This is a genomic window from Streptomyces polygonati, assembly GCF_042650325.1.
Lineage (GTDB): Bacteria > Actinomycetota > Actinomycetes > Streptomycetales > Streptomycetaceae > Actinacidiphila > Actinacidiphila polygonati.
Genome location: NZ_JBHSBB010000026.1, coordinates 1 through 26,593, shown reverse-complemented (window position 1 = coordinate 26,593; position 26,593 = coordinate 1). Strand labels below are relative to the sequence as shown.

Below are 26,593 nucleotides of genomic sequence, written 5' to 3'. Positions count from 1 at the left end.
CACGATGCGCGGGTCCGGGGGAGGAGGGGGGCTAGGGCAGCACCCCGCAGAGCGCGTCCAGGGTGCCCGTCCAGGCGCTGTCCAGGGGACCCGCGTAGTTGACCACCAGCGCGTCCAGCACGGGCAACTGCCAGCCGGAGTCGGCGACTTCGTAGCGGAACCGTGAGATCCCGCTGACTGCCAGACCCTGCCGGGCCGCCGCGCGGACAACCGACTGCTCGGTCCCGCGCGGGAGTTCGAGCACCGCCTGGAGCCCGGCGGCCATGCCGGTCAGGCGGGTATCGGGGGCCCTGCGCGCCAGGGCGGTGACCAGCTGGTCGCGGCGGCGCCGGTAGCCCAGTCGCATCGAGCGGACATGGCGGTCGTAGGCGCCCGACGTGATGAACTCCGCGAGCGTCAGCTGTTCCGGCGCGCTCGACATCCAGTCGAGATACCCCTTGGCCGCCACGATCTCCGGGACCAGCTCCTCGGGCAGCACCATCCAGGCGAGCCGCAGCCCCGGCGCCAGCGACTTGCTCACCGTGCCGAAGTACACCACCCGCTCCGGGTCGAGGCCCTGCAGGGCGCCCACCGGCTGGCGGTCGTAGCGGAACTCGCCGTCGTAGTCGTCCTCCAGGATCAGCCCGCCGCCGGCACGTGCCCAGTCGACAGCGGCCGCGCGCCGGTCCGGGCTCAGCGCGACCCCGGTGGGGAACTGATGCGCCGGTGTCATCAGCACCGCGCCGACTCCGGGCAGGCGCGCCAGATCCCGGGTGCGCGCCCCGGACTCGTCGACGTAGAGCGGCGGGGTGCGCAGACCGGCGCCGGTCAGCACCCCGCGATGGATGTCCAGGCCGTACGACTCGACCGCGACCGCCTTCACCCGCCGCGCCCTGAGCGCCCGCGCGATCAGCGTCAGCCCGTGATGGAAACCGGAGCAGACGACCACCCGCCCCGGCTCGGCGTGTACGCCGCGGGCCCGGGCCAGATAGTCCGCGAGGGCGGTGCGCAGCTCCACCCGGCCGAGGGCGTCGCCCAGCCCGAAGGCTTCGTGCGGCGCCACGGTCAGGGCCCGGCGGGCCGCGGTGAGCCACTGCTTGCGGGGGAACTCCGCGAGGTTCGGCGAGCCCAGCAACAGGCTGTACGTGGGGCGGCGCCCGGCCGGCTCCACCGGGGGCGCGGCGGGCGCGGCCCTGGCCGGCTCGGCGCGCCCGGCCACGCGGGTGCCGGAGCCCTGCCGGGCGACGAGCCAGCCCTCGGCCACCAGTTCGGTGTAGGAGTCGGCCACGGTGTTGCGGGCGATGCCCAGATCGGCGGCGAGCGAACGGGACGACGGCAGCCGGGTGCCGGGCACCAGACGCCCCGAGCGCACGGCCTCCCGCAGGGCGTCGGTGAGCCCGGCGCGCAGCCGGGGTCCCCGCACTTCCAGATGAAGGTCGGCGCCGAAGGCCGAGGGCGGGTCGGCCGCGGAAGTGGCCCGGGAATCCGTCATGGAAACGGACCCTACTCCCTGGCCATTTGAACCGGAGTGTCCGGCGGCCCGTCCCGCGCGGTGTGCCGCGGCTCCGGGAGCCGGAACGGCGGGGACCCGCCCCCGCGGGTTCGCGGGGGCGGGCCGTGGAGCCGTGGTGGGGCGGGGGAGCGAGCCGGTCAGGCGTCGCGGGTCAGGCGTTGAAGAGCAACGCGTACGCCCCCATCGCCATCGCGATGTCCGCCTGCGCCCAGAAGCGGTGGTAGGTGAAGGACGGCGCCGTGCCTCCGTTCAGATACGCCTGGACCTTCGACCAGTTGGGGTCGTTCTTGTAGAAGGAGCGGAGCTCGGCGAAGGTGGACGCGGAGCTGATCTTGTCGCCGTTGGGCATGGTGCCGGTCCACCCGGACGGGACGTAGACCGGGTCGTTGAACCGGCTGTAGTCCGTACGGGTCTCGGGCGTGGCGATGCCCAGCGGGTCCTGGTAGTTGTTCCACATGCCGTCGAGCAGCGCCTTGGCCGTGCTCTTCGCCTGGGCGTTGCCGGACTTGGCGGCGTAGTAGGACAGCGTCTTGGCGTAGGCCGCCGCGACGCCCAGGTCATTGCCGTAGGCGGAGACGGTCACGTGCAGACTCGCGTTGGCACCCGGGCTGCTGGGGTTCCAGGTGTCGGGCGCGCCGGTCCACTGGAGGTCGGACGGGATCAGGAAGGTGCCGTCCGCGTTGATGGTGGTCTTCGAGATCGCCCAGGAGACCCACTTGTCCAGGATCGTCTTGGCCTTGGCGTCGCCGGTCTGCTGGTAGTACTCCGCGACCCGCTCCATCGACCACGCCTGCATGCCGAACCACTGGTTCGACGGCGGGTCGTGGTAGACCGGCTCCCAGTCGTACGCCATCCCGTAGAAGGTCGGCGTGCCGGCCGGCGGCTGCTCATAGGCCCCGTTCCAGCTGTTGGTGGCACCGCCGGCGATCGCGCCGTCGCTCGACTGGAGCCAGCGGTAGAACTCCAGCTGCCGGCTCAGACTGGTGGTCCAGTCCGCCTTGCCGGTGGCCGACTTGGGCGCCATGGCCGGGTCGGTGGTCAGCGCGTAGGCGGCCAGCGGGTTCTGGTAGCCGAAGTGCGACGCGCCGTCACCGATCCGCCAGGACCATCCGGCCGAGGTGTCGCTCGCGCCGCCCCAGGCGTAGTACCAGGACAGCAGATAGTGCTCGCTGTCCTTGCCGGTGCCCGCCGGGCAGGACGGACTGGTGCAGTTCCCGATCTTCTTGAAGTACTTGTCGAAGAAGGAGTACCGCAGATAGTCGCCCATCTCGCCGGCCTTGGCCACGGTGGCCGCCACGTCCGCGCCCTTGCCCTGCGCCTTGGCCCAGGTGTCGGCCCAGTACGCGGCCTGCACGGCCCGCGCGTCGGCGTCGGGAGCGTCGGTGTACTTCCACTGCTTGGCGTAGCTCGTGTCACCGGTGAACAGGTCGAGGTAACCGTTCTTGCCGCCGTAGGTGAAGGCGTCGCAGGTCGGCTGCGGCACGGTCTCCCACACCGACTCCTGCGCCCCGCGCTGGAAGGTGTTGATGAAGGACGGGCCGGCCGCGGTCGGCCCGGTCTCGCAGCCGCCGCCGGGGGTGTCGCCGTAGCCGTAGATGTTGTCGACGTCCTCCAGCCAGTGCATGCCGTAGATGTCGGACGTCCCGTAGGCCGACTTCAGCTCGCCCGCGATCGGGTCGACACCGACCGACACGCCGCTGTTCAGCTGCGACGGGTAGTCCGACGGCAGCGGGTGCTCCGGAGCGTAGGTGGCCGGCTTGCTCGGGTCGTAGAAGCTGGTCGTCGGCTGGTCGGCGTGCTGGGGGATCATGTATTTCTCCATGGTCGCCCAGGCCGCGTTGAACTTCGACCAGTCGCTGGAGACCTGGCCGTACATCGCCTGCAGCCAGATCATGTACGAGTACGCCTCCGAGGTGGTCTCGTGACCGTAGTCGGGGGCCTCCACGATGAGCGTCTCCACCGAGTGGTACGGAATGCCCTTGGGGGAGAAGTACCCGCTGGCCGGGTCGGTGATCTTCCCGTAGAGCGACAGGAACCGGGCGTTGTAGTCACTGGTCGCGGCGATCTCGGTGACCGTGACGTTCGCCGCGGCGTAGCCGGTGGCGGTCGCCGAGAAGGTGGCCGCCCCGGTGCCGGTGGCCGCGGCCGCGACAGTGACGTTCTGCGCGGTGCTCCAGTTGGCCGGGGTGAAGGTCAGGCTCGCGCCGGACTGCACGGACAGCGAGCTGTTGCCCGCCGAACGCGCCACCGCGACCGTCACGTTCGAGGCCGGCGCGCTGGACAGCTTGACCCCGAAGGTCCCGGTCTTTCCCTGCTGCACCGCGACCGACGCGGGACTGGCCACGATCGAGGGTCCGGCGGCCACGTGCAGGCCCACCGGGGTCGACTCGGCCGAGGCGCCGAGGCTGTCATACGCCTTCGCGTAGACCGAGTAGTCCCCGGCCGGGACCGCCGACCAGTTGAAGGTGTACGGCGCGGTGGTGTCGGTGGCCAGCAGGGTGGTGTCGCTGTAGAACTCCACCTTGGTGATCGTGGCGCTGTCCGCGGCGACCGCGGTCGCGGCCAGCGGGACGGTGGCGCCCGCGCTGTAGCTGGCCCCGGCCGCCGGGCTGGTCAGCACCGGCAGCGGCGGCTGGTGCGCGCCGCCGCAGACGGTGCCGTTCACCGCGAAGGATGTGGGCGCGGTGTTGGTGCCGCTGTAGCCGAAGTTGGCGCTGGCGGTGACGTTCGCGCCCGCCGCGACGGTCTTGTTCCAGTCGGCGGCGACGACGGTGACATTATGGCCCGACTGCGACCACGTGCCGTTCCAGCCGTTCTGCAGCGTCTGGTTGCCGGCGTAGGTGTAGGTCAGCGTCCAGCCGCTGATGGCGGCCGTGCCGAGGTTGGTGATCTTGGCGTTGGCGGTGAAGCCGGAGCCCCAGTCCGAGGTCGTGTAGTCGACGCTGCACTGGACGGCGGCGGCGTGCGCCACCGGACCGCCTCCCGCGGCCGTCATGGCCACGGGCAGGGCGAGTGCGGCGGCGAAGGCTGTGGCGAGCCTTCGTATCCGCTTTCTGAACGGTCTTCCTCCGAGCATGCGAGAGGTCCTCCTCGCGGTTCGTTGTGGGGGGATGTGGGGGGATGGCAGAGCTGAACCAGTGGGAGCGCTCCCACAATCGAGGTGCGCGGTCAAGCTGTCAAGGCATCAGATGAGCCGCTTTTTATGCCCAGTTGGCGCCCTGTTGGCTTGGACAAACCTGTGCGCCACCCTTACCGGCCGGGTGGGCTGGCCGCTAGGGTTCCGGGCGGACCAGTGGGAGCGCGTCCACACATTGATCCCCCCACTCCTGAGGAGTCGCACATGCGACGACCAACGCGCACCGCAGCCCTGGCGATCAGCGCCGTGACCACCGCCGCGGCCGCGGCCGCCCTGCTGCCGGCCCTGAGCACCGCCGCCTCGGGCGCGGCGCCGGCCTGCGCGGTGTCCTATTCCGTGGTCAACCAATGGGACTCGGGCTTCCAGGGCGACGTCACCATCAGCAACAACGCCTCGGCCACCACCAGTTGGAACCTGACCTTCGACTTCCCCGGCAACCAGCACGTCACCCAGGGCTGGAACGGCACCTGGACCCAGTCCGGCACCAAGGTGACGGTGGCGAGCCTGTCCTACAACGGGGCGATCGCCTCCGGCGGCACGGTGAGCACGGGCTTCCTGGCGAACTGGTCCGGGAGCAACGCCGCGCCGACCGCGTTCAGGCTCAACGGGACGCTGTGCAACGTCGACGGGACCACCCCGCCGACCACGCCACCGACTTCTCCGCCCACCACGCCCCCCACCACGCCGCCCACGACACCCCCCACCACGCCGCCGACCACGCCGCCGGGCGACAAAGCCCCGCCCCAACTCCACGTCTCCGGAAACAAGTTGCTCGACTCGACCGGTAAGCAGGTCGTGCTGCACGGCGTCAACCGCTCGGGCACCGAGTTCATGTGCGCGCAAGGGAGGGGCATCTTCGACGGCCCGGCGGACGACGCCTCGATCGACGCCATCAAGAGCTGGCAGGGCGTCACCGCGGTCCGGGTGCCGCTCAACGAGGACTGCTGGCAAGGGCTGTCCTATGTGCCGGCCGCCGACGCGGGCGCCAACTACATCGCCGCGATCACCGGCTGGGTCGACCGCCTGGTCGCGCACGGCATCACGCCGATCCTCGAACTCCACTGGACGCACGGCACCTACACCGGGAACTCGGCGGGCTGCTCGGACGTGAACGCCACCTGCCAGAAGCCGATGCCGGACGCGCAGTACGCGATCCCGTTCTGGACCAGCGTGGCCGACACCTTCAAGTCCGACCGCTCGGTGGTCTTCGAGATGTTCAACGAGCCGTACCCGGACCGGGCCACCTCCACCGCTGAGCAGGCCTGGACCTGCTGGCGGGACGGCGGCACCTGCCCCGGCATCGGTTACCAGGTGGCCGGTATGCAGTCGCTGGTCAACGCGGTGCGCGGTACGGGTGCGCAGAACGTGATCCTGCTCGGCGGCGTGGCCTACTCCAACGACCTGACCGGCTGGCTGACCCACAAGCCGGTCGACCCCACCGGCAACCTGGGCGCGGTCGTGCACGTCTACAACTTCAACTCCTGCTCGTCCAGTTCCTGCTGGGACTCGCAACTGGCACCGGTCGCGGCGCAGGTGCCGCTGGCGGCCACCGAGATCGGTGAGAACACCTGCTCGCACGGCTTCACCGACCAGTTCATGAACTGGCTCGACGCACATCAACTGTCCTACCTCGGCTGGACCTGGAACACCTGGGACTGCTCTTCCGGCCCCTCGCTGATCTCGTCCTACGACGGCACACCGACGGCGTACGGGATCGGGCTGCGTGACCATCTCAGGGCGCTGAGCTGACCCTTCCGTCCCAACCGGGCGGCGATGGTCTCCGGTGGCGCGGTGGAGTGGGGTCCACCGCGCCACCGGTCGCTCAGTCGTTCAGGTCGGTTGGTCAGCGGGGCTGGCAGGTGAGCGCCAGGGTGGTGGGCGCAGGGCCGCCGTTGGCCACATAACCGAAGGTGGTGGACGCACCGACCGCCAACTGCCCGTTGTAGGACTCGTTCACCGCCGTCGCCCCGCTACCCGAGACCGTCAGCACGGCGTTCCAGGAGTTCGCCACCGAATGACCGGAAGGCTGACTCCACCCCACCGACCACCCCGACAACGGCGAAGAACCCGAATCCACCACCGACACCTCGACCTGATAACCCCCCGACCACGAACCCACCAACCGGAACACCGCGGAACACCCCGCACCACCGGAACCACCCGACGAACCCGCCGACGAACCGGAAGAAGTACCCGAAGACGTACCAGCAGACGTACCAGCAGACGTACCGGAGGAGGTACCCGCCGACGTACCGGAAGACGTTCCTGCGGAGGTGCCGGCGGATGTTCCTGCGGAGGTGCCCGCGGTGGTTCCTCCGGAGGTGTTGTCGAGGCCGAAGAAGGTGATGGCGCGGGCGGCCATGCCGGTGGTGGGCAGAGCGTGTCCGACGCCTTGGATGCTGATGGCTTCGACGGGAGGTTGGTTGGTGTTGGTGCCGTAGCGGGTGCGGGTCCAGCCGGACTGGGGGCTGTCGGTCAGCACGGGGGTCTGGCTTACGCCGAGGACGTTGGTCCACTGTTTGATCTCTTCGCCGAAGTTGGCGTAGTAGAGGGTGGTGTCGGCGGTGCCGTGCCACAGCTGCATACGCGGCCGAGGGCCGGTGTAGCCGGGGTCGCCGGTGCGCGCGAGGTCACCCCAGGCTTGTGGGGTCTTGCTGATCTGGCCGTTGGCGCAGGCGCTGTTCCAGGAGGAGCCGTCGGTGGTGGCGAAGCAGCCGAAGGGGACGCCCATGAACGCGGCACCGGCTTTGAAGACGTCGGGGTAGTCTCCGAGCAGGACGTTGGTCATCATCGCGCCGGATGAGGCGCCGGTGACGTAGACGCGGCTGGGGTCGCCGCCGTAGTGCTGCTCGGCGTAGGTGACCATGGACATGATACCGACCGGGTCGCTGCCGCCGCCCCGCTTGAGGGCCTGCGGCGAGGAGACGTCGAAGCAGCTGCCGCTGCGGGTGGCGGACGGGTAGATGACGATGAAGCCGTACTGGTCGGCGAGGGAGGCGAATTCGGTGCCGGAGTAGAAGCCCGGGCCGGAGCCCGTGCACTGGTGTACCGCGACGAGGATCGCCGGGTTGGCCGGGTGACTGTTCGGCACGTAGGCGTACATCCGCAGATTGCTCGGGTTGCTGCCGAAACCGGTCACCTCGGTCAGCGAGGCGGCCGAGGCGGACTGGGTGGAGAGGCCGAAGCTGGCCAGCAGGGCGACGATCGCCCCGAGCACGGTCAGCAGCAGACCGGGGCGGTGCTTTTTCGGGGGCATGACGGTGTCCTTTCCGGTGCCGCCGACCGGGGGAGACTCCCTCTCCCGCCGGCCGGCGGCAGGCGAACGGCAGATGCTCGCCGGTTACGAAAAGTTTCGGCCCTTACGCGAATGTTTCGGGAAACATAGGGCTGCCTTCTGGGGTCGTCAAGAGATGGAGCAGTGTTCGCCGTGGCGATGGTGGCGGATCGATCGGCCCGAAGTTCGCCCGGCTTTCCCCGAAAGATGGTTGCCCAGCTGGGGAGGGGGACGCCGCAGGTTCGGCGAACTGACGGCCCGGCCTTTCGAAATGTTTCGAGAATGAGGCCTTGACGTTTCGGCGGCCCGGGCTCATTCTTGTCAGCGATCCACCTCCTGGCCAGCCACGCCGCGCCCGCGGCACCCCCTCCCGTGGCTGCCAAGGCCCTCGCGAATGGCCCCCCACCTGTCCGGTGGTGCGTACCGCGCCCGCCGGACTGCCAGAGGAAGAGGTCGGAAGTTGATCGAGTCATCCCCCCACGGCCGCACACACGCCGCCCGACGTCGACGGCGTGGCGTACGGTTCGTCCTCGCCACCGCCGTGACCGGCGCGCTGGCCGCCGTCAGCCTGATCGGGCTGTCCGGCACCGCCCACGCGGCGAGCACGCTGGGCGCGTCCGCGGCTGCCGACGGCCGCTACTTCGGTACCGCGGTCGCGGCGAACCACCTCAGCGAGGCGCCCTACGCGACCACGCTGGACACCGAGTTCAACGCCGTCACCCCGGAGAACGAGATGAAGTGGGACGCCGTGGAGGCGACCCGCAACACCTTCACCTTCGGCTCCGCCGACCAGATCGTCAGCCACGCCCAGGGGCAGGGCATGAAGATCCGCGGCCACACACTGGTGTGGTACTCCCAACTGCCGGGCTGGGTCAGCGGCTTGAACGCCACTGACCTCAAGTCCGCGATGGACAACCACATCACCCAGGTCGTGCAGCACTACAAGGGCAAGATCTACGCCTGGGACGTGGTCAACGAGGCCTTCCAGGACGGCGGTAGCGGCGCCCGGCGCAGCTCCCCGTTCCAGGACAAGCTCGGCGACGGCTACATCGAGGAGGCCTTCCGCACCGCTCGCGCCGCCGACCCCGACGCCAAGCTCTGCTACAACGACTACAACATCGACGGTGTCAACGCGAAGAGCACAGCCGTCTACAACATGGTCAAGGACTTCAAGGCCCGTGGTGTGCCGATCGACTGCGTCGGTCTGCAAGGCCACTTCAACAGCCAGTCGCCGGTGCCCGGCGACTACCAGGCCAACCTCCAGCGGTTCGCCGACCTCGGCGTGGACGTGCAGATCACCGAGATGGACGTCGCCGGTTCCGGCACGGCCCAGGCCAACAGCTACACGGCGGTGGTCAACGCCTGCCTGGCCGTCTCCCGTTGCGCGGGGATCACGGTCTGGGGGATCACCGACAAGTACTCGTGGCGCAGCGGTGACACCCCGCTGCTCTTCGACGGCAACTACGCGAAGAAGCCGGCCTATACGGCGGTGCTCGCCGCACTGAACGCGTCGTCGCCGGGGACATCGGCGGGTACGTCTTCCGGGACCTCTTCGGGTACGTCCGCTGGTACGTCGGCGGGTACGTCTTCGGGCACCTCCTCCGGCACCTCCTCCGGTACGTCTGCTGGTACGTCTTCGGGTACGTCTTCCGGTTCGTCGGCGGGTTCATCGGGTGGTTCCGGTGGTGCGGGGTGTTCCGCGGTGTTCCGGTTGGTGGGTTCGTGGTCGGGGGGTTATCAGGTCGAGGTGTCGGTGGTGGATTCGGGTTCTTCGCCGTTGTCGGGGTGGTCGGTGGGGTGGAGTCAGCCTTCCGGTCATTCGGTGGCGAACTCCTGGAACGCCGTGCTGACGATCTCGGGTGGCCGGGCGACGGCGGTGAACGAGTCCTACAACGGGCAGTTGGCGGTCGGTGCGTCCACCACCTTCGGTTATGTGGCCAACGGCGGCCCTGCGCCCACCACCCTGGCGCTCACCTGCCAGCCCCGCTGACCGACTGAGCTGCTCAACAGCTGACCGACCGGTGGCGCGGTGGACCCCACTCCACCGCGCCACCGGACACCACCCCGGCCTAAGCGGAAAGGTACGGGCGGTCGCGCCGGGCGTCGTGCAGCACCGCGGCCCACCAGTGGAGTTGGGTCAGCAGCGCCCGCGCCGCCGCGGCCGGGCCGGACGGCTCCTTCAGGGCGCCGTCCGGCCCGAACAGTTCGTAGTAGCGGGGAAAGCTGACGTACTCGCGGACCGTGTGGGCGTGCAACTCGTTGAAGACCTGGCGCAGTTGCTCGATGGCCAGCAGACCGCCGCTGGCGCCGCTGTAGCCGACGAACCCGATCGCCTTGCCCTGCCACTGGGTGTAGTGCCAGTCGATGACCGCCTTCAGCGAGGCGGGAAAGCTGCGGTTGTAGTCCGGCGTCACCACCACGATCGCGTCGGCGGCCGCCAGCCGCCGGGTCAGGCTCGCCATCCCCGCCGGGCGCACCGGTTCCGGGTCGAGCGCGGGGGAGACGGCGGGCAGGGCGAGCGGCAGCGGGATGTCCGCGAGGTCGACCAGGTCCACGGTGAATCCGCCGTGGAGCGCGGCCTGTCCGGCGAACCAGTTGGTGACCACCGGACCGAACCGGCCCTCCCTGACGCTGCCGGTGATCACGGCGAGGGTGAGGATCTCGCTGGGCATGGCTGTGCTCCTTGGACGGATGTCGTGGAGTGACCGTCGAGGCCACGTCCTCAATCTGTCGCGCCGGCCGGAGGACAGGGAGACCGGGCCGAGACTGGTAGCGAGAGGGCCACGATCCGGCCCCGCCTCCCCTGTTACGTTCGAAGCGTGAGCGACAACGAGCTGGGACTGTTCCTCCGTAGCCGCCGGGAATCCCTGACGCCCGGGGAAGTCGGCCTGCCGGCCGGGTCCCGTCGCCGTACACCGGGCCTGCGCCGGGCCGAGGTGGCCACGCTGGCCGGGGTGAGTGTCGAGTACGTGACCCGGCTCGAACAGGGCCGCGACCGCCGCCCGTCACCGGAGGTGCTCTCGGCGCTGGCCACGGTCCTTCAGCTGTCCTCCGCCGAGCGCATCCACCTGCACCGCCTCAGCAAGGGCGCCGCGGGCGGTTTCTCCTGCATGGGCGGCGCCTCACCCGTCCGCACGGTGCGGCCGACCGTGCGGGCGCTGCTCGACAGCCTGGAGCCCGCCCCCGCCGTGGTACTCAACCGGCTCAGCGAGATCCTGGCTCGTACCGCGCGCTACGAGCGGCTGGCCGGCCCGCCCGGGCTGCTGGACGGCGACCCGCCGAACCTCCTCCGCTTCGTGTTCGCCGACGACCGTGCCCCCGCCGTCTTCCCCGACTGGGCGCTGGTCGCCGACGAACAGGTGGCCGCGCTCAAGGAGGGCCCCTTCCTGGAGGACCCCCATATCGCGGCGTTCGCGGACGAGTTGACCCTGACAGCGGGGACCGCCTTCAGCGAACGGGCGAGGTCCCTTCCCGGCTTTTCCCGCGTCAGCGGGGTCACCCGGCTGGTCCACCCCGAGGCCGGTGAACTCCGCCTGGCCTACGAGACCCTCGTCCTGCCGGCCGACGACGACCAGCGCCTCGTCGTCCACCTCCCCGCCGACGAGTCCACCTCCGCCGCCCTCGACCGCCTCACCGGCCGCCGCCCCGGCGCCCTGCGCGCGGTCTCCGGCTGATCCGCGGCCCCGGCGGCCGCGGATCACCGAAGCCACTTCCCGGCACCGGGAGGGAAGAATTCCGCCACTCTTCCGCACTTGCATGCAGGCAAATGACGTTGTCATGTGCATCATTCAAGCCAGCCTTGCCGGGCCCTATGGTAATGGTGCTGAACGTATTGCATGCTCGTCTCCGGGACCGACGATTGTCGTCTTCGGCCCGTTCGCGCAGCTCAACGCCGCTTTCTCCTCGAAGATCGCCAATGCTGTCGCTTTCGAGGAACTCCAGCGATTCATCCCCGCATCGGTCCGTACGGTCGAGTCCGGCACTGGGCCCGACCGGGTTGCCGGGCTGCGCACGAGCTCCGGATACCGGCCGCCGCGCGCATCCGAGCCGCGCCATCGCGACTGACTGAGCTGGAGATCCACCTTTCCTCATTCTCCGGCTGACGAGGTGTCGATGTGATGCGCTCCCACTTCGATTCGGAAGCAGACCGCGTCGCGGTTGTCGGAATGGCGGGCCGGCTCCCGCAGGCGCCGAATCCGGAGGCGTTCTGGCGGCTGCTGCGCGACGGCGTCGACGCGATCACCGCGCCGCCCGCCGGCCGGCCGGGTTCACGCCATGGCGGCTTTCTGGAGCGGGTGGACGGATTCGACCCCGGATTCTTCGGTATCTCGCCGCGCGAGGCCGCCGCGATGGACCCGCAGCAGCGGCTCATGCTCGAACTCGCCTGGGAAGCCCTGGAGGACGCCCGGATCCTGCCGGGGACACTGGCCGGCGGCCGGACCGGTGTGTTCATCGGTGCGACATGGGACGACTACGCGTCCCTGGTCTACCCCCGCCATGTCACGCCGCACACGCTGACCGGCACCAACCGGGGTGTCGTCGCCAACCGCGTCTCGCATTTCCTGGGCGTGCGTGGCCCGAGCCTGACGGTCGACACCGCTCAGTCGTCGGCGCTGGTCGCGGTGCACCTGGCGGTCGAGAGCCTGCGTCGTGGCGAGTCGGCACTCGCCCTGGCCGGCGCGGTGAACCTGAACCTGGCCGCGTCCCGCGAGGTGGGCGCCGTCGAGTTCGGCGGCCTGTCGCCGGACGACCGGTGCTTCACCTTCGACGCCCGGGCCAACGGATTCGTCCGCGGCGAGGGCGGCGCCTTCGTCGTGCTGAAGCCGTTGTCACGGGCCCTGGCCGACGGCGACCGGGTGTACGGCGTGATCCGGGGGAGCGCGGTCAACAACGACGGCGCGACGCAGAGCCTCACCGTCCCCAGCGCGGACGCCCAGCGGGAGGTGATCCGCGAAGCGCTGACCGACGCCGGGGTGCGTCCGGCGGACGTGCAGTACGTAGAGCTGCACGGCACCGGCACCGCCGTGGGCGACCCGATCGAGGCCGCCGCCCTGGCCGCCGCCTACCGCGACCCGGCCGAGGCCGGTGATCCCGGGTCCGGCCCGGCCGGTGCGCTGCGGGTCGGATCGGCCAAGACCAACGTCGGTCACCTGGAAGGCGCCGCGGGCATCGTCGGCCTGCTCAAAACCGTGCTGAGCGTGCACCACCGCGCGCTGCCGCCGAGCCTCAACTTCGCCGCCCCCAACCCCGACATCCCCCTCGACGCCCTGAAGTTGGAGGTGCAGACCGCGCTCACCGACTGGCCCCGGCACGACGCGCCGCTGATCGCCGGGGTCTCGTCGTTCGGCATGGGCGGCACCAACGCGCATGTGATCGTCGAGCAGGCGCCGGACCCGATCGGGCAGCCGGCCCGGCCGTCCGTCCGGCGGTCCGCGCCGCTGCCCTGGGTCGTCACGGCCAAGACCGAGCCGGCCCTGCGCGCGCAGATCGAGGGGCTGCACGAGCACCTCCGCGGCCACCCGGAGACGACCGGGGCCCAGGTCGCCCACGCGCTCGTCACCACCCGCACGCACTTCGCCCACCGCGCGGTCCTGGTCGGCTCCGCGCAGATCGCCGCCGGGCGGGCCGGCCGTCCCGGAGGGACCGTTTTCGTCTTCCCCGGTCAGGGTGCGCAGTGGATCGGCATGGGCCGCGAGCTGTACGCCGAGTACCCCGCCTTCCGGGCCGCCATGGACGAGTGCGCCGAAGCCCTGGCCCCGCACACCGACTGGTCGCTGATCGATGTCGTCAACGGCGACTCCCTCGACCGGGTGGACGTCGTACAGCCGGCGCTGTTCGCGGTGATGGTGTCCCTGGCGAAGCTGTGGCGCGCCTTCGGCGTCGAACCCGACGCGGTGGTCGGGCATTCGCAGGGAGAGATCGCCGCGGCGCACATCGCGGGCGCGCTGTCCCTGGCCGACGCGGCCCGGGTGGTGGCACTGCGCAGCCGCGCGCTCGTCGCGCTGGCCGGCGAGGGCGGCATGGTGTCCCTGGCGCTGTCCGTCGCCCGAGCGGAGGACTACGTGTCACGCTGGGGCGGCGCGTTGACGGTGGCCGTGGTGAACGCCGCCGACTCCGTCGTGGTGTCCGGCGATCCGGACGCCCTGACCGAACTGCTCGAATCGTGTACGGCGGACGGTATCCGGGCCCGCGCCCTCCCGGTGGACTACGCCGCCCATTCGGCCCAGGTCGAGACGATTCGCGACCGGCTGTCCGCCGAACTGGACGGCGTGCGGCCGCGGCGGGGGAGCATCCCCTTCTACTCCGCGGTCACCGGCGCGCTCGTGGACACGGCGGAATTGGACGCCGACTACTGGTACCGCAATCTGCGCGAGCCGGTCCGGTTCGATCTGGCCGCCGCGACGCTGCTGGCGGACGGGCACGAAGTCGTGGTCGAGGTGAGTCCGCACCCGGTGCTGCTGCCCGCCCTCGAACACACCCGTGAGCAGGCCGGCCTGACCGGTGTCGGCACCGGCACGCTGCTCCGCGACCAGGGCGGACCGATCACGTTCCTGTCCGCGCTGGCCCGGCTGTTCGTGGCGGGCGTACCGGTCGACTGGTCCCCGGCCGTCCCCGAGGCCGAACCGGTCGACCTGCCCACGTACCCCTTCCAGCGCCGTTCCTACTGGCTGTCGACCACGGAGACCGCGGAGGCCCTGGAGTCCCTGGAGACCGGGGCGCGCGCCGGGTCGGGGGGCGCCGGCGACGCCAGCGACACCGGCAACCTGGTCACCGCGCAGATCGCCTCCGTGCTGGGGCACGGCGACTCCGCCGACATCGACCCCGGACTCACCTTCAAGGATCTCGGTTTCGACTCGATCACCGGGCTCGAACTGCGCAATCGGCTGACCGCCGCACTGGACCGGCAACTCCCCTCGGGTCTCATCTTCGACCACCCGACGCCCGCGGAGCTGATCGACTACCTGCGGAACGGCGCGGCCGACCTGCCCCCGGCGCCGACGGTCGTGGACGACGACCAGATCGTCATCGTCGGGATGGGCTGCCGTTTCCCCGGCGGGGTGGCCTCGCCGGACGACCTGTGGCAGCTCGTCACCGCCGAGGTCGACGCGATCGGCGACTTCCCCGACGACCGCGGCTGGGACCTGGCCCACCTCTACGATCCGCAGCTGCGCAGCGCGGGCACGACGTACATCTCCAAGGGCGGATTCCTCGACGGGGCCGCCGACTTCGACGCGCCCTTCTTCGGGATCTCGCCCCGCGAGGGACTCGCCATGGACCCCCAGCAGCGCCTGGTGCTGGAGACCGCCTGGGAGACCTTCGAACACGCCGGCATCGACCCGACCGCGCTGCGCGGCACGCAGACCGGTGTGTTCACCGGCGTCTGGTCGTCCGGCTACGCCACCGGGCCCGGCCTGCCGGAGGACCTGGAGGGCTATCTCATCACCGGCGCGGCGACCAGCGTCACCTCCGGGCGGGTCGCCTACCATCTCGGCCTGCGCGGTCCCGCGCTGTCCGTGGACACCGCGTGTTCGTCGTCGCTGGTGGCGATCCATCTGGCCGCGCAGGCGCTCCGCTCCGGCGAGTGCTCGCTGGCGCTGGCCGGCGGGGTCACGGTCATGGCGACGCCGGTCAGTTTCACCGAGTTCTCCCGCCAGCACGGCCTCGCGGCGGACGGCCGCAGCAAGCCGTTCTCGGCCGCCGCCGACGGTACGAGCTGGAGCGAGGGCGCGGGGCTCGTCCTGCTGGAGCGGCTCTCCGACGCGCGCCGCAACGGCCATCGGGTGCTGGCGGTGGTCGCGGGCAGCGCGGTCAACCAGGACGGCGCGTCCAACGGCCTGACGGCGCCGAACGGTCCCTCCCAGGAGCGGGTGATCCGGCAGGCCCTGGCGAACGCCGGTCTCGACCCGTCGGACGTGGACGCTGTCGAGGCGCACGGCACCGGCACCACCCTGGGCGACCCCATCGAGGCCGAGGCCCTGCTGGCCACCTACGGTCAGGGCCGGACCGAGCCGCTGCGGCTGGGGTCGGTGAAGTCGAACATCGGTCACACCCAGGCGGCGGCCGGTGTGGCGGGCCTGATCAAGATGGTCATGGCCATCCGGCATGGGCGGCTGCCGCGCTCGCTGCACATCGACGCCCCGACCCCGCACGTCGACTGGGCCTCCGGCGACATCCGGCTGCTCAGCGAGGCCGTCCCGTGGCCGGACACCGCCCGTCCCCGCCGTGCCGCGGTGTCGGCCTTCGGCATCAGCGGCACCAACGCCCATCTGATCCTCCAGCAGTCCCCCGACCCGCTTTCCGGGCCGGTCTCCGACTCCGTTCCCGGCCACGCCCCCGACGCGGCCCGCCCGGTCGCCTGGCTGCTGTCCGCGAAGACGGACGCCGCGCTGAGCGCGCAGGCGGAGCGGCTGCGCGACTTCGTGACCGCCCATCCCGAGGTCCCGGTCGACGCGATCGGCCACGAACTCGCCACCCGCGCCAGATTCACCCACCGGGCCGCCGTGACCGGCGCCGACCGGGACGAACTGCTGTCCGGCCTGGCCGCGCTCCCGCCGGCCCGGCCGGCCGGTTCGGGCCGGACGGTGTTCGTGTTCCCGGGTCAGGGGGCGCAGTGGGTGGGGATGGGCCGGGAGCTGTACGGGGAGTCGGAGGTTTTCCGTACCGCCATTGATGCGTGTGCCGCCGCTCTGGCGCCGTACACGGACTGGTCGTTGGTCGAGGCGCTGTCCGGTGGGTCGCTGGAGCGCGTGGACGTGGTGCAGCCCGCCCTGTTCGCGGTGATGGTGGCGCTGGCCGAACTGTGGCGGTCCTACGGCGTCGAGCCCGACGCGGTGGTCGGCCACTCCCAGGCGGAGATCGCCGCCGCGTACGTCGCCGGGGCGCTCTCGCTCGACGACGCGGCCAAAGTGGTGGCGGTACGGTCCAAGGCCCTGGCGCTGATCGCGGACCAGGGCGGCATGGTCTCCGTGGGACTGTCCGCCGAGCAGGCCGCCGGCTATCTGCTCCGCTGGGACGAGCGGCTGACCGTCGCCGCGGTGAACGGCCCCGGAGCGGTGGTGGTCTCCGGCGGTCTCGACGCGCTGGACGAACTCCTCCGGTCGTGCGAGGCCGACGGCATCAGGACCCGCACCCTGCCGGTGAACTACGCGGCGCACTCCGCGCAGGTGGAGGCGATCCGTGAACGGCTGCTCGCCGACCTGGCCGACATCACGCCGCGCGCGGCGGAGGTCCCGTTCTGTTCCACCGTGACCGGTGAGCCGGTCGGCGTCGTGGACGCCGAGTACTGGTACCGCAACCTGCGCGAGCCGGTGCGCTTCGACCTCGCCACCCGCAAGCTCACCGACGACGGCCATGACCTGTTCCTGGAGGTCAGCCCGCACCCGGTGCTGGTGCCGACGCTGGACGCCATGGCCACCGGAACTCTGCGCCGCGACCACGGCGGTCTGGCCGAGTTCCTCTCCGCGGCGGGACGGCTGTTCGCCGCCGGGGCGGATGTCGACTGGTCGCCCGCGCTGCCCGGCAGGACGCCGCGGGTGGACCTGCCCACGTACGCCTTCCAGCGCGAGCCCTACTGGCTGAGCGCGACTCCGGCGGCACCTCGGGACACCTGGCGCTACGAGGTGAAGTGGGTCCCGGTGACGGGCGACCCGGAGCCGGTGGACCCGGCCCGGTGGCTGGTGCTGGCCGCGTCGGAGGACCCCTGGGCGCGGGCGCTGCGCGAGCGGGGCTTCCCGGTGACCGACACCCTGGACGGCCGGCCCGAGGTGGACGGCGTGCTGTCGCTGCTCGCCCTGGACGAGGAACCGCACCCCGAGCACCCGGCCGTCCCGATGGGCCTGGCCCGCACGCTGGACCTGGTGCGGACGCTGGACATCCCGCTGTGGTGCGCGACGCGCGGCGCCGTGAGCACGTCGGGCACCGACCCGCTCACCAGCCCGGCGCAGGCGCTGGTGTGGGGCACCGGCGCGTCCGCGGCGCTGGAGTTCCCGGACCGCTGGGGCGGCCTGGTCGACCTCCCGGCCGAGCCCGACGAGACGAGCGTGGAGCGCTTGCTCGGCGTGCTCGCCGGCACGGGCGAGGACCAGGTGGCGATCCGGACCACCGGACGGTTCGCCAAACGCCTGCGCCGCAAGCGCCCCGGGGGTGTCGCACAGCCTTGGCGGCCCGAGGGGACGGTGCTGGTCACCGGCGGCACCGGGGCGCTCGGCGGACACCTGGCCCGTCGACTGGCCCGGCAGGGCGCCGAACACATCGTCCTGGTCAGCCGGGGCGGCCCCGCCGCGCCCGGCGCGAGCGACCTGCGGGACGAACTGGCGGCCAGCGGCGCCCGGGTGACCGTGGCGGCGTGCGACGTCGCCGACCGGGAGGCCCTGCGGGACCTGATCGACGGTATCGGCGACATCCGCGCGGTCTTCCACACCGCCGGGGCGATCAGGGCGACCCGACTGGCCGACATGACGGTGGCGGAGTTCGCCGAGGTCGTCACCGCCAAGGTGGCTGGCGCCGCGAACCTGGCGGAACTGCTGCCGGAACTCGACACCTTCGTGCTGTTCTCCTCCACGGCCGGGGTGTGGGGCGACGGCCACGGCGCGGCGTACGCCGCCGGAAACGCGTTCCTGGACGCGCTGGCCGCCCAGCACCGCGCGCAGGGCCGGGCCACGACATCCGTGGCCTGGGGAATCTGGGCCGAAGGCGGCATGGCGGCCCTGGAATCCGTGCAGCGGCAGCGCACCCTGCTCGGTCTCGGCGAGCTGAGCCCGCAGCGGGCACTCGACGAACTCCAGGACGTCCTCGACCACGACGACGCCCTCGCGATCGTCACCGAGGTCGAGTGGGCCGAGTTCGCCCGTGCCTACACCCACGCCCGGCCGAGCCGGCTGCTCCACGACCTCCCCGAAGCACGGACGCAGCTCCGGACGCGGCCCCGGGCACCCGAACTCCAGGCGGGCGGCGGGACCGACGTACTGGAGGTGATCACCACCCATGTGGCCGCCGTACTGGGCCACGCCGTCCCGGAGCGGCTCGACCCCAAGCAGGCTTTCAAGGACCTCGGCTTCGACTCGCTGACGGCGGTGGAGCTGCGCAACCGCCTCACCGCCGCGCTGGGCGTGAAGCTGCCCCCGACCCTCATCTTCGACCACCCCACACCCGCCCGGCTCGCCGCGCATCTGTCCGGCGAGCGGGCCGCACCGGACCTCGCGGTCGCGACCGCCACGGACGAGCCGATTGCGATCATCGGCATGGGCTGCCGCCTTCCCGGCGGTGTCGCCTCCCCCGAGGACCTGTGGCGGCTGGTCGCCGGCGGTGTCGACGCGATCGGCGACTTCCCGGCCGACCGGGGATGGGACATCGACCACCTGTACGACCCGACCGCGAGCCGCCCGCACACCTCACGCACCTCCAAGGGGGGATTCCTCGACAGCGCCGGAGACTTCGACGCGGCCTTCTTCGGCATCTCCCCGCGAGAAGCGCTCGCGATGGACCCGCAGCAGCGCATCCTGCTGGAAACGGCCTGGGAGACCATCGAGTACGCCGGTATCGACCCGACCTCGCTGGAGGACACGTCGACCGGCGTGTTCACCGGAATCTGGTCGACGGGCTACGCGGCCGGACCGATCCCGGACGACCTGGAGGGATATCAGGTCACCGGCACGGCCACGAGCGCCGGGTCCGGCCGGCTGTCCTACCAACTGGGCCTGCTCGGCCCGGCGCTGTCCCTGGACACCGGCTGCTCGTCGTCCCTGGTGGCCCTGCACCTGGCCGCTCAGGCGCTGCACTCCGGAGAGTGCTCACTGGCCCTGGCCGGCGGTGTCACCGTCAACGCGACACCCACGCTGTTCACCGAGATGTCCCGGCAGGGGGCGAGCGCGCCGGACGGCCGGAGCAAGTCCTTCGCCGCCGCGGCCGACGGCGCCGGCTGGTCCGAGGGCGCCGGTCTGGTCCTGCTGGAGCGGCTGTCCGACGCGCGCCGCAACGGTCACGAGGTACTGGCGGTGGTGCGGGGCACGGCCACCAACCAGGACGGCGCCTCCAACGGCCTGACCGCGCCGAACGGCCCTTCCCAGGAACGCGTCATCCGGGAGGCGCTGGCGAAGGCCGGCCTCGAACCGTCCGAGGTGGACGCCATCGAGGCCCATGGCACCGGCACCACGCTCGGCGACCCCATCGAAGCCCAGGCGCTGCTGGCCACCTACGGCGGCGCCGGGCGGGCCGAACCGGCCTGGCTCGGGTCGGTCAAGTCCAACATCGGGCACACCCAGGCCGCCGCGGGCGCCGCCGGCCTGATCAAGATGGTCATGGCGATGCGCCACGGCCGGCTGCCCAAGACCCTGCACGTCGACGAGCCCACCCGCCACGTCGACTGGGAGTCCGGCGCGGTCCGGCTGCTGACCGAACCGGTCGCCTGGCCGCGCACCGAGCGGCCGCGCCGCGCCGCCGTCTCCGCCTTCGGCATCAGCGGCACCAACGCCCATGTGATCATCGAACAGCCCGCCGAACCGCGCCCGGTCGCCGAACCCCCCGCCCCGGGCCTCACGGACGATCAGGTCATGTGGCCGCTGTCCGCGAAGTCGGACTCCGCGCTGCGCGCCCAGGCCGGCCGGCTGCGCGCCTTCGTCGCCGAGCATCCCGGGCTGAGCCCGGCGGCGATCGGCGCCGCGCTGGCCGCGCGGACCCGGTTCGATCACCGCGCGGTGGTGGTCGGCGGCCGCACCGGCCTCGACGCCCTGGCCGACGGGGAGGCGGCGCCGGGCCTGGTCACCGGGACCGCCGGCCCGCTGGGCAAGACCGTCTTCGTCTTCCCCGGGCAGGGGTCGCAGTGGGTCGGCATGGGACGCCGGCTGTACGGGACCGAACCGGTGTTCCGCGCGGCCGTCGACGCCTGCGACGCGGCACTGGCGCCGTACACCGACTGGTCGCTGGTCGAGGCGCTCACCGGCGGCCCGCTGGACCGGGTCGACGTGGTGCAGCCCGCCCTGTTCGCCATGATGGTCGCGCTGGCGGAACTGTGGCGCCACCACGGCGTCGAGCCGGACGCCGTGGTCGGGCACTCGCAGGGCGAGATCCCGGCGGCCTACCTCGCCGGGGCCCTGTCGCTGGACGACGCCGCCCGGGTCGTCGCCCTGCGCAGCAGGGCCCTGGTCGAACTGGCCGGGCACGGCGGCATGGTCTCGGTCATGCTGTCCGCCGAGCGGGCCGCCGACTACCTGCGTCCCTGGGGCGACCGGGTCACCGTCGCGGTGGTCAACTCCGCCAGCACCGTCGTCGTGTCCGGCGAACCGCGGGCCCTGGACGAACTGCTGGAATCCTGCGCCGGGGACGGCATCCGCGCCCGCGCCATCCCCGTCGACTACGCGGCCCACTCGGCGCAGGTCGAGGCCATCCGCGAGCGGCTGCTCACCGACCTCGCCGGCATCCGGCCGCGGCCGGCGACGATCCCCTTCTACTCCACCGTCACCGGAGAGCCGGTCGACACCGTGGACGCCGAGTACTGGTACCGGAACCTGCGGGAACCGGTGCGCTTCGACCTGGCCACCGCCCAACTGGCCGAGGACGGCTATCAGGTGTTCGTCGAGGTCAGCCCGCACCCGGTGCTGCTGCCCGACCTGGACGGCGTAGCCACCGGGACGCTGCGCCGCGACCAGGGCGACACCGACGACTTCCGCGTCTCCCTGGCCCGCCTGCACGTCCAGGGGGTCGCGGTCACCTGGCCGCAGGGCGACGCGCACCGGGTACGGCTGCCCAGCTACGCCTTCGACCACGGCAGTTACTGGCTGACGCCCACCACCGATGTCCGCGGCAGCGGGCATCCGCTGCTGGGCACCTCCGTCGAACTGCCGGACCAGGGCGTCGTGCGCGGCGGCCGGATCTCCACCCGCACCCATCCATGGCTGGCCGACCACGCCGTCAACGGCACCGTGCTGCTGCCGGGCACCGCCTTCCTGGAACTGGCCACCTCGGACGGCGGGACACTCGACGACCTCGTCCTGCACATTCCGCTGCCGCTGTCGGACACGCCGACGGACATCCAGGTCGCGGTCGGCGCGCCGGACCACACCGGGCACCGCCCGGTCACCGTGCACTCCAAGGGCGACGAAGGCTGGGTCCACCACGCCTCCGGGACCCTCGGCGGCCAGGTGACGGCCAGCGGCCATGTCCCCTGGCCGCCACGGAACGCCGAACCCGTGGACCCCGAGGGCTTCTACGCCCTCCTCGCCGGCCTCGGCTACGAGTACGGACCGGCCTTCCGAGGCGTACGGGCACTGTGGCGGGGCGACGACGAGCTGTTCGCCGAGGTCTCCGTCCCCGACGGCGCCCGGTTCGGCATCCATCCGGCACTGCTGGACGCGGCACTCCAGCCGCTCATCCTGCTCAGCCCGGACGACCGGGTCCGGCTGCCGTTCTCCTTCTCGGGTGTGGCCGTGCACGCCACCGGTGTGTCCTCCGCGCGGGTCCACCTGTCCCGCCAAGGCACCGACCGCTACCGCGCGACGCTGACCGATCTGTCCGGCAATCCGGTCGCGGACATCGGCACGCTGACCGTCCGTCCGGCGGCCGAGCCCCGGGCCGCGGTGCTGCACACCCAGTGGGTGCCCCTCACCGCGAGCCCGCCGACCGACGTGGTGGCGAGTCCGGTGCTCAGCGCGGCCGAGGACGCGGACGCCGTGCACGCGCTCACCCAGCAGGCCCGCGAACTGGTCCAGGGATTCCTTGCGAGCCAGCCCGAGCAGCCGGGGCAGCCGGAGCAGGCCGCGTCCCGTCTCGCGGTCCTGACCCGCGGCGTGGCGGGCGCGGCGGTGCGCGGGCTGGTCCGCAGTGCCGCGGCCGAGCACCCGGGCCGGTTCGTGCTGGTCGATGTCGGTGACGGCTCCGAGGAACAGGCCGTCCAGGCCGCCATGGTGGCCGGTGACGAGATCGAGCTGGCCGTCCGGGACAACGCGATCCTGGTGCCGAGGCGGGCGAAGTACACCCCGGAGCTGATCGCCCCCGACGGCCCCTACCGGCTGAGCGAGTCCGGCACCGGACAGCTGGACGACCTGGCCCTGGTCACCTGCGCGGAGACCCCGCTGGAGCCGGGGCAGGTGCGCGTCGCGGTGCGCGCGGCCGGCCTGAATTTCCGGGACGTGCTGGTCGCGCTGGGCATGTACCCGGACCCGGCGCTGCTCGGCGGCGAGGGCGCGGGCACGATCCTCGAAGTCGGCCCCGGTGTGACGGCCTTGCAGCCGGGCGACCGGGTCATGGGAGTCATCCCGGGCGCGCTGGGGCCGCGCGCGGTGACCGACCACCGGCTGCTGGTGCCCGTCCCGGACGGCTGGAGCTTCACCAGGGCCGCGTCGGTGCCCATCGCGTTCATGACCGCCTGGTACGGGCTCTTCGACCTGGGGGAGCTGCGCCCGGGCCAGCGGGTCCTGATCCACTCCGGCGCGGGTGGCGTCGGGATGGCGGCGATCCAGCTCGCCCTCAGCAGGGGCGCGGAGGTGTTCGCCACCGCGAGCCCGGCGAAGTGGGACGCGCTGCGGCGGCTCGGTCTGACCGACGACCGTATCGCCTCCTCCCGCACCACGCAGTTCGCCGACACCTTCCCCGCCATGGACGTGATCCTCAACTCGCTGGCGGGAGAGCTGACCGACGCCTCCCTGCGGCTGCTCGCCGACGGCGGCCGGTTCGTGGAGATGGGCAAGACGGACGTCCGCTCGCCCGAAGGCGTCACCTACCGGGCGTTCGACCTCAACGCGGTTGATCCCGTACGGCTGGGGGAGATCCTCACCGAGGTCGTGGCGATGCACGCCGATGGGGCGCTCGCTCCGCTGCCGGTCACCGCCGCCGACCTCCGCCAGGCGGTCGGCTCGTTCCGGCTGATGAGCCAGGCCGGTCACACCGGCAAGATCGTGCTCACCGTCCCCCGGCCGATCGACCCGGACGGCACCGTGCTGATCACCGGCGGCACCGGCACCCTCGGACGGGAGGTCGCCCGGCATCTGGTGTCCCGCTACGGCGTACGGAATCTGCTGCTCGTCAGCCGCGGCGGCGGTACGGCGCCGGAGCTGGACGCCCAGGTGACGGTCGCGGCCTGCGACATCGCCGACCGCGCAGCCGTGGCGGCGCTGCTCGCCGGTATCCCGGCGGCCCACCCGCTGACCGCCGTGATCCACGCGGCCGGCGTGCTGGACGACACGGTGGTGGAACGGCTGACGGCCGGGCAACTCGACCACGTACTGCGCCCCAAGGCTGACGGCGCCTGGCATCTGCACGAGCTGACCCGGGAGCACGACCTCGCCGCGTTCGTGCTGTTCTCCGCCGCCGCGGGTGTGCTCGGCAACGCGGGCCAGGCCGGCTACGCCGCCGCGAACTCCTACCTCGACGCCCTCGCGGAGTTCCGCTGGTCCCTCGGTCTGCCGGCGGTCTCGATGGCCTGGGGCTACTGGGCGCAGGAGAGCGGCATGACCGCCCACCTCACCGCGACCGACCGGGAACGCCTGGCGCGCAAGGGCATCCGACCGCTCAGCACGGACCGGGCGCTGGCCATGTTCGACACCGCGCTGGCCAGCGGACGTCCGGCCCTGATCACCGCCGACCTCGCGGCACCGCGCGCCCTGCCGGCCCCGAAGGCTCCCGCGTCGGACCTGGTCGGGCTGATCACCACCCACACCGCCGCCGTGCTCGGCCACGCCGAAGCCGTCGCCATCACACCGCGGCAGACCTTCCGCGACCTCGGCTTCGACTCGCTGACCGCCGTGGAGCTGCGCAACCGCTTGGCGGCCGCCGTCGAACTGCGGCTGCCCGCCACGCTGGTCTTCGACTATCCGACTCCGGCCGAACTGGCCGAGCACCTGACAGCCGAACTCTCCGGCGCACGCAAGGATGTCGCCGCCGTCACACCGACCGTGGCCACCACCGACGATCCGATCGTCATCGTGGGGATGGGGTGCCGGCTGCCCGGCGGGGTGGCGTCGCCGGACGACCTGTGGCGGCTGGTGTCCGACGGAGTCGACGCGATCACGGACTTTCCGGCCGACCGGGGCTGGGATGTGGAGCGTCTCTACCATCCGGACGCCGATCATCCGCGGACGTCGTACACCCGGTCCGGTGGCTTCCTGACCGACGCCGCCGGGTTCGACGCGGACTTCTTCGGGATCTCGCCGCGCGAGGCGCTGGCGATGGACCCGCAGCAGCGGGTACTGCTGGAGACCGCGTGGGAGACCTTCGAGCACGCCGGCATCGACCCGACCTCGCTGCGCGGCAGCCAGACCGGCGTCTTCACCGGCATCTGGTCCTCCGGCTACGTCGGCAGCCCGGAGCAGGCGCCCCCCGACGCCGAGGGCTATCTGGCCACCGGCATCTCGCCCAGTGTGACCTCCGGCCGGGTCTCCTACGTGCTGGGCCTTCAGGGCCAGGCGGTGTCCATCGACTCGGCGTGCTCGTCGTCGCTGATGGCGATCCACCTGGCCGCGCAGGCGCTGCGGACCGGGGAGTGCTCGCTGGCGCTGGCCGGCGGGGTCACGGTGATCGTGACCCCGTTGGGCTTCACGGAGTTCTCCCGGCAGCACGCCCTGGCCGCCGACGGCCGGTGCAAACCCTTCTCCGCCGCTGCCGACGGGACCAGTTGGGGTGAGGGCGCGGGTCTGGTGCTGCTGGAGCGGCTTTCCGACGCGCGGCGGAACGGCCACCAGGTGCTGGCGGTGGTCGCGGGCAGCGCGGTCAACCAGGACGGTGCGACCAACGGTCTGACCGCCCCGAACGGCCTGTCGCAGGAGCGGGTCATCCGGCAGGCGCTGGCGAACGCCCGTCTTGAGCCGTCGGACGTGGACGCGGTGGAGGCGCACGGCACCGGTACGACGCTCGGTGATCCGATCGAGGCCCAGGCTTTGCTGGCGACCTACGGTCAGGGCCGGACGGAGCCGTTGTGGCTGGGTTCGGTGAAGTCCAACATCGGTCATACGCAGGCGGCGGCGGGTGTCGCGGGCGTGATCAAGATGGTGATGGCGATGCGGCGCGGCGAACTGCCGCGGACGCTGCACGTCGAGGAACCCTCCCCGTATGTCGCCTGGGACACCGGCGACATCCGGCTCCTCACCGACACCATTCCGTGGCCGGACACCGGCCGCCCCCGCCGCGCCGGGATCTCGGCCTTCGGGGCGAGCGGCACCAACGCCCATCTGATCATCGAACATGTCTCCGAAGCCGTCGCGGGCGAATCCCCTTCGAGCGACTCGGCCGAACCGATCGCGTGGCTGCTGTCCGGCACAACGGATGACGCCCTGCGCGCCCAGGCCCGCCGACTCGCGGACCACCTCACCGCCGAGCCTGGCCTCCACCCGGCCGCGGTCGGCCGGGCACTGGCCACCACGCGCACGACGCTCGATCACCGGGCGGTGCTGCTGGGCCGGACGCGGGCCGAGCTCGTGGGGGAGTTGACGGCGCTGGCCGAGGGGGATCCCCGGGTGGTCAGTGGTGTGGTGGGTGGGTCGGGCCGGACGGTGTTTGTGTTCCCGGGTCAGGGGGCGCAGTGGGTGGGGATGGGCCGGGAGCTGTACGGGGAGTCGGCGGTTTTCCGGGCGGCGATTGATGACTGTGCCGCCGCTCTGGCGCCGTATACGGACTGGTCGTTGGTGGAGGTGCTGTCCGGGGGTTCGCTGGACCGGGTGGATGTGGTGCAGCCGGCGTTGTTCGCGGTGATGGTGGGTTTGGCGGA

Annotated in this window: 9 protein-coding genes; 5 read left to right on the top strand and 4 right to left on the bottom strand. The window is 71.9% G+C overall.

What is annotated here, in order from left to right:
• Positions 1-31 precede the first annotated feature (31 nt).
• Entirely contained in the window at positions 32-1,471 is a 1,440-nt protein-coding gene (pdxR, locus tag ACFO3J_RS28295) for a MocR-like pyridoxine biosynthesis transcription factor PdxR (protein WP_386435136.1), read from the bottom strand.
• Between the two features lie 172 nt (positions 1,472-1,643).
• On the bottom strand, positions 1,644-4,568 hold the full coding sequence (locus tag ACFO3J_RS28290; RefSeq protein WP_386435133.1) for a glycoside hydrolase family 48 protein: 2,925 nt from the start codon (positions 4,566-4,568) through the stop codon (positions 1,644-1,646).
• A gap of 264 nt (positions 4,569-4,832) precedes the next feature.
• On the opposite strand from ACFO3J_RS28290, the gene ACFO3J_RS28285 reads away from it, so the two are divergent.
• Complete coding sequence (locus ACFO3J_RS28285) at positions 4,833-6,377, top strand: cellulose binding domain-containing protein (protein ID WP_386435131.1); 1,545 nt, start codon at positions 4,833-4,835, stop codon at positions 6,375-6,377.
• A 94-nt stretch (positions 6,378-6,471) separates the two neighbouring features.
• Here ACFO3J_RS28285 and ACFO3J_RS28280 read toward each other — a convergent pair whose 3' ends face one another.
• Positions 6,472-7,884, bottom strand: a complete 1,413-nt coding sequence (locus tag ACFO3J_RS28280) for an extracellular catalytic domain type 1 short-chain-length polyhydroxyalkanoate depolymerase (protein ID WP_386435128.1) — start codon at positions 7,882-7,884, stop codon at positions 6,472-6,474.
• A gap of 559 nt (positions 7,885-8,443) precedes the next feature.
• Between ACFO3J_RS28280 and ACFO3J_RS28275 the strand changes: the two genes are divergently transcribed.
• Positions 8,444-9,892 carry an endo-1,4-beta-xylanase gene (locus ACFO3J_RS28275; protein WP_386435278.1) on the top strand — a complete coding sequence of 483 codons (1,449 nt, stop codon included), beginning with the start codon at positions 8,444-8,446 and terminating at the stop codon, positions 9,890-9,892.
• A gap of 79 nt (positions 9,893-9,971) precedes the next feature.
• Here the strand turns inward: ACFO3J_RS28275 and ACFO3J_RS28270 are convergent, their stop codons facing one another.
• Positions 9,972-10,574 carry an NADPH-dependent FMN reductase gene (locus ACFO3J_RS28270; protein ID WP_386435125.1) on the bottom strand — a complete coding sequence of 201 codons (603 nt, stop codon included), beginning with the start codon at positions 10,572-10,574 and terminating at the stop codon, positions 9,972-9,974.
• Positions 10,575-10,721: 147 nt separating this feature from the next.
• Between ACFO3J_RS28270 and ACFO3J_RS28265 the strand changes: the two genes are divergently transcribed.
• The 3 genes from ACFO3J_RS28265 to ACFO3J_RS28255 all read left to right on the top strand — a co-directional run.
• Positions 10,722-11,576 (top strand): helix-turn-helix domain-containing protein, encoded by an 855-nt coding sequence (locus ACFO3J_RS28265; protein WP_386435122.1) that lies wholly within the window; start codon positions 10,722-10,724, stop codon positions 11,574-11,576.
• A 103-nt stretch (positions 11,577-11,679) separates the two neighbouring features.
• Positions 11,680-11,967, top strand: coding sequence for a hypothetical protein (locus ACFO3J_RS28260; protein ID WP_386435119.1), 288 nt, complete (start codon positions 11,680-11,682; stop codon positions 11,965-11,967).
• Positions 11,968-12,020: 53 nt separating this feature from the next.
• Positions 12,021-26,593 (top strand): SDR family NAD(P)-dependent oxidoreductase (locus ACFO3J_RS28255; protein ID WP_449343657.1); only part of this gene is annotated, 14,573 nt, incomplete at its 3' end.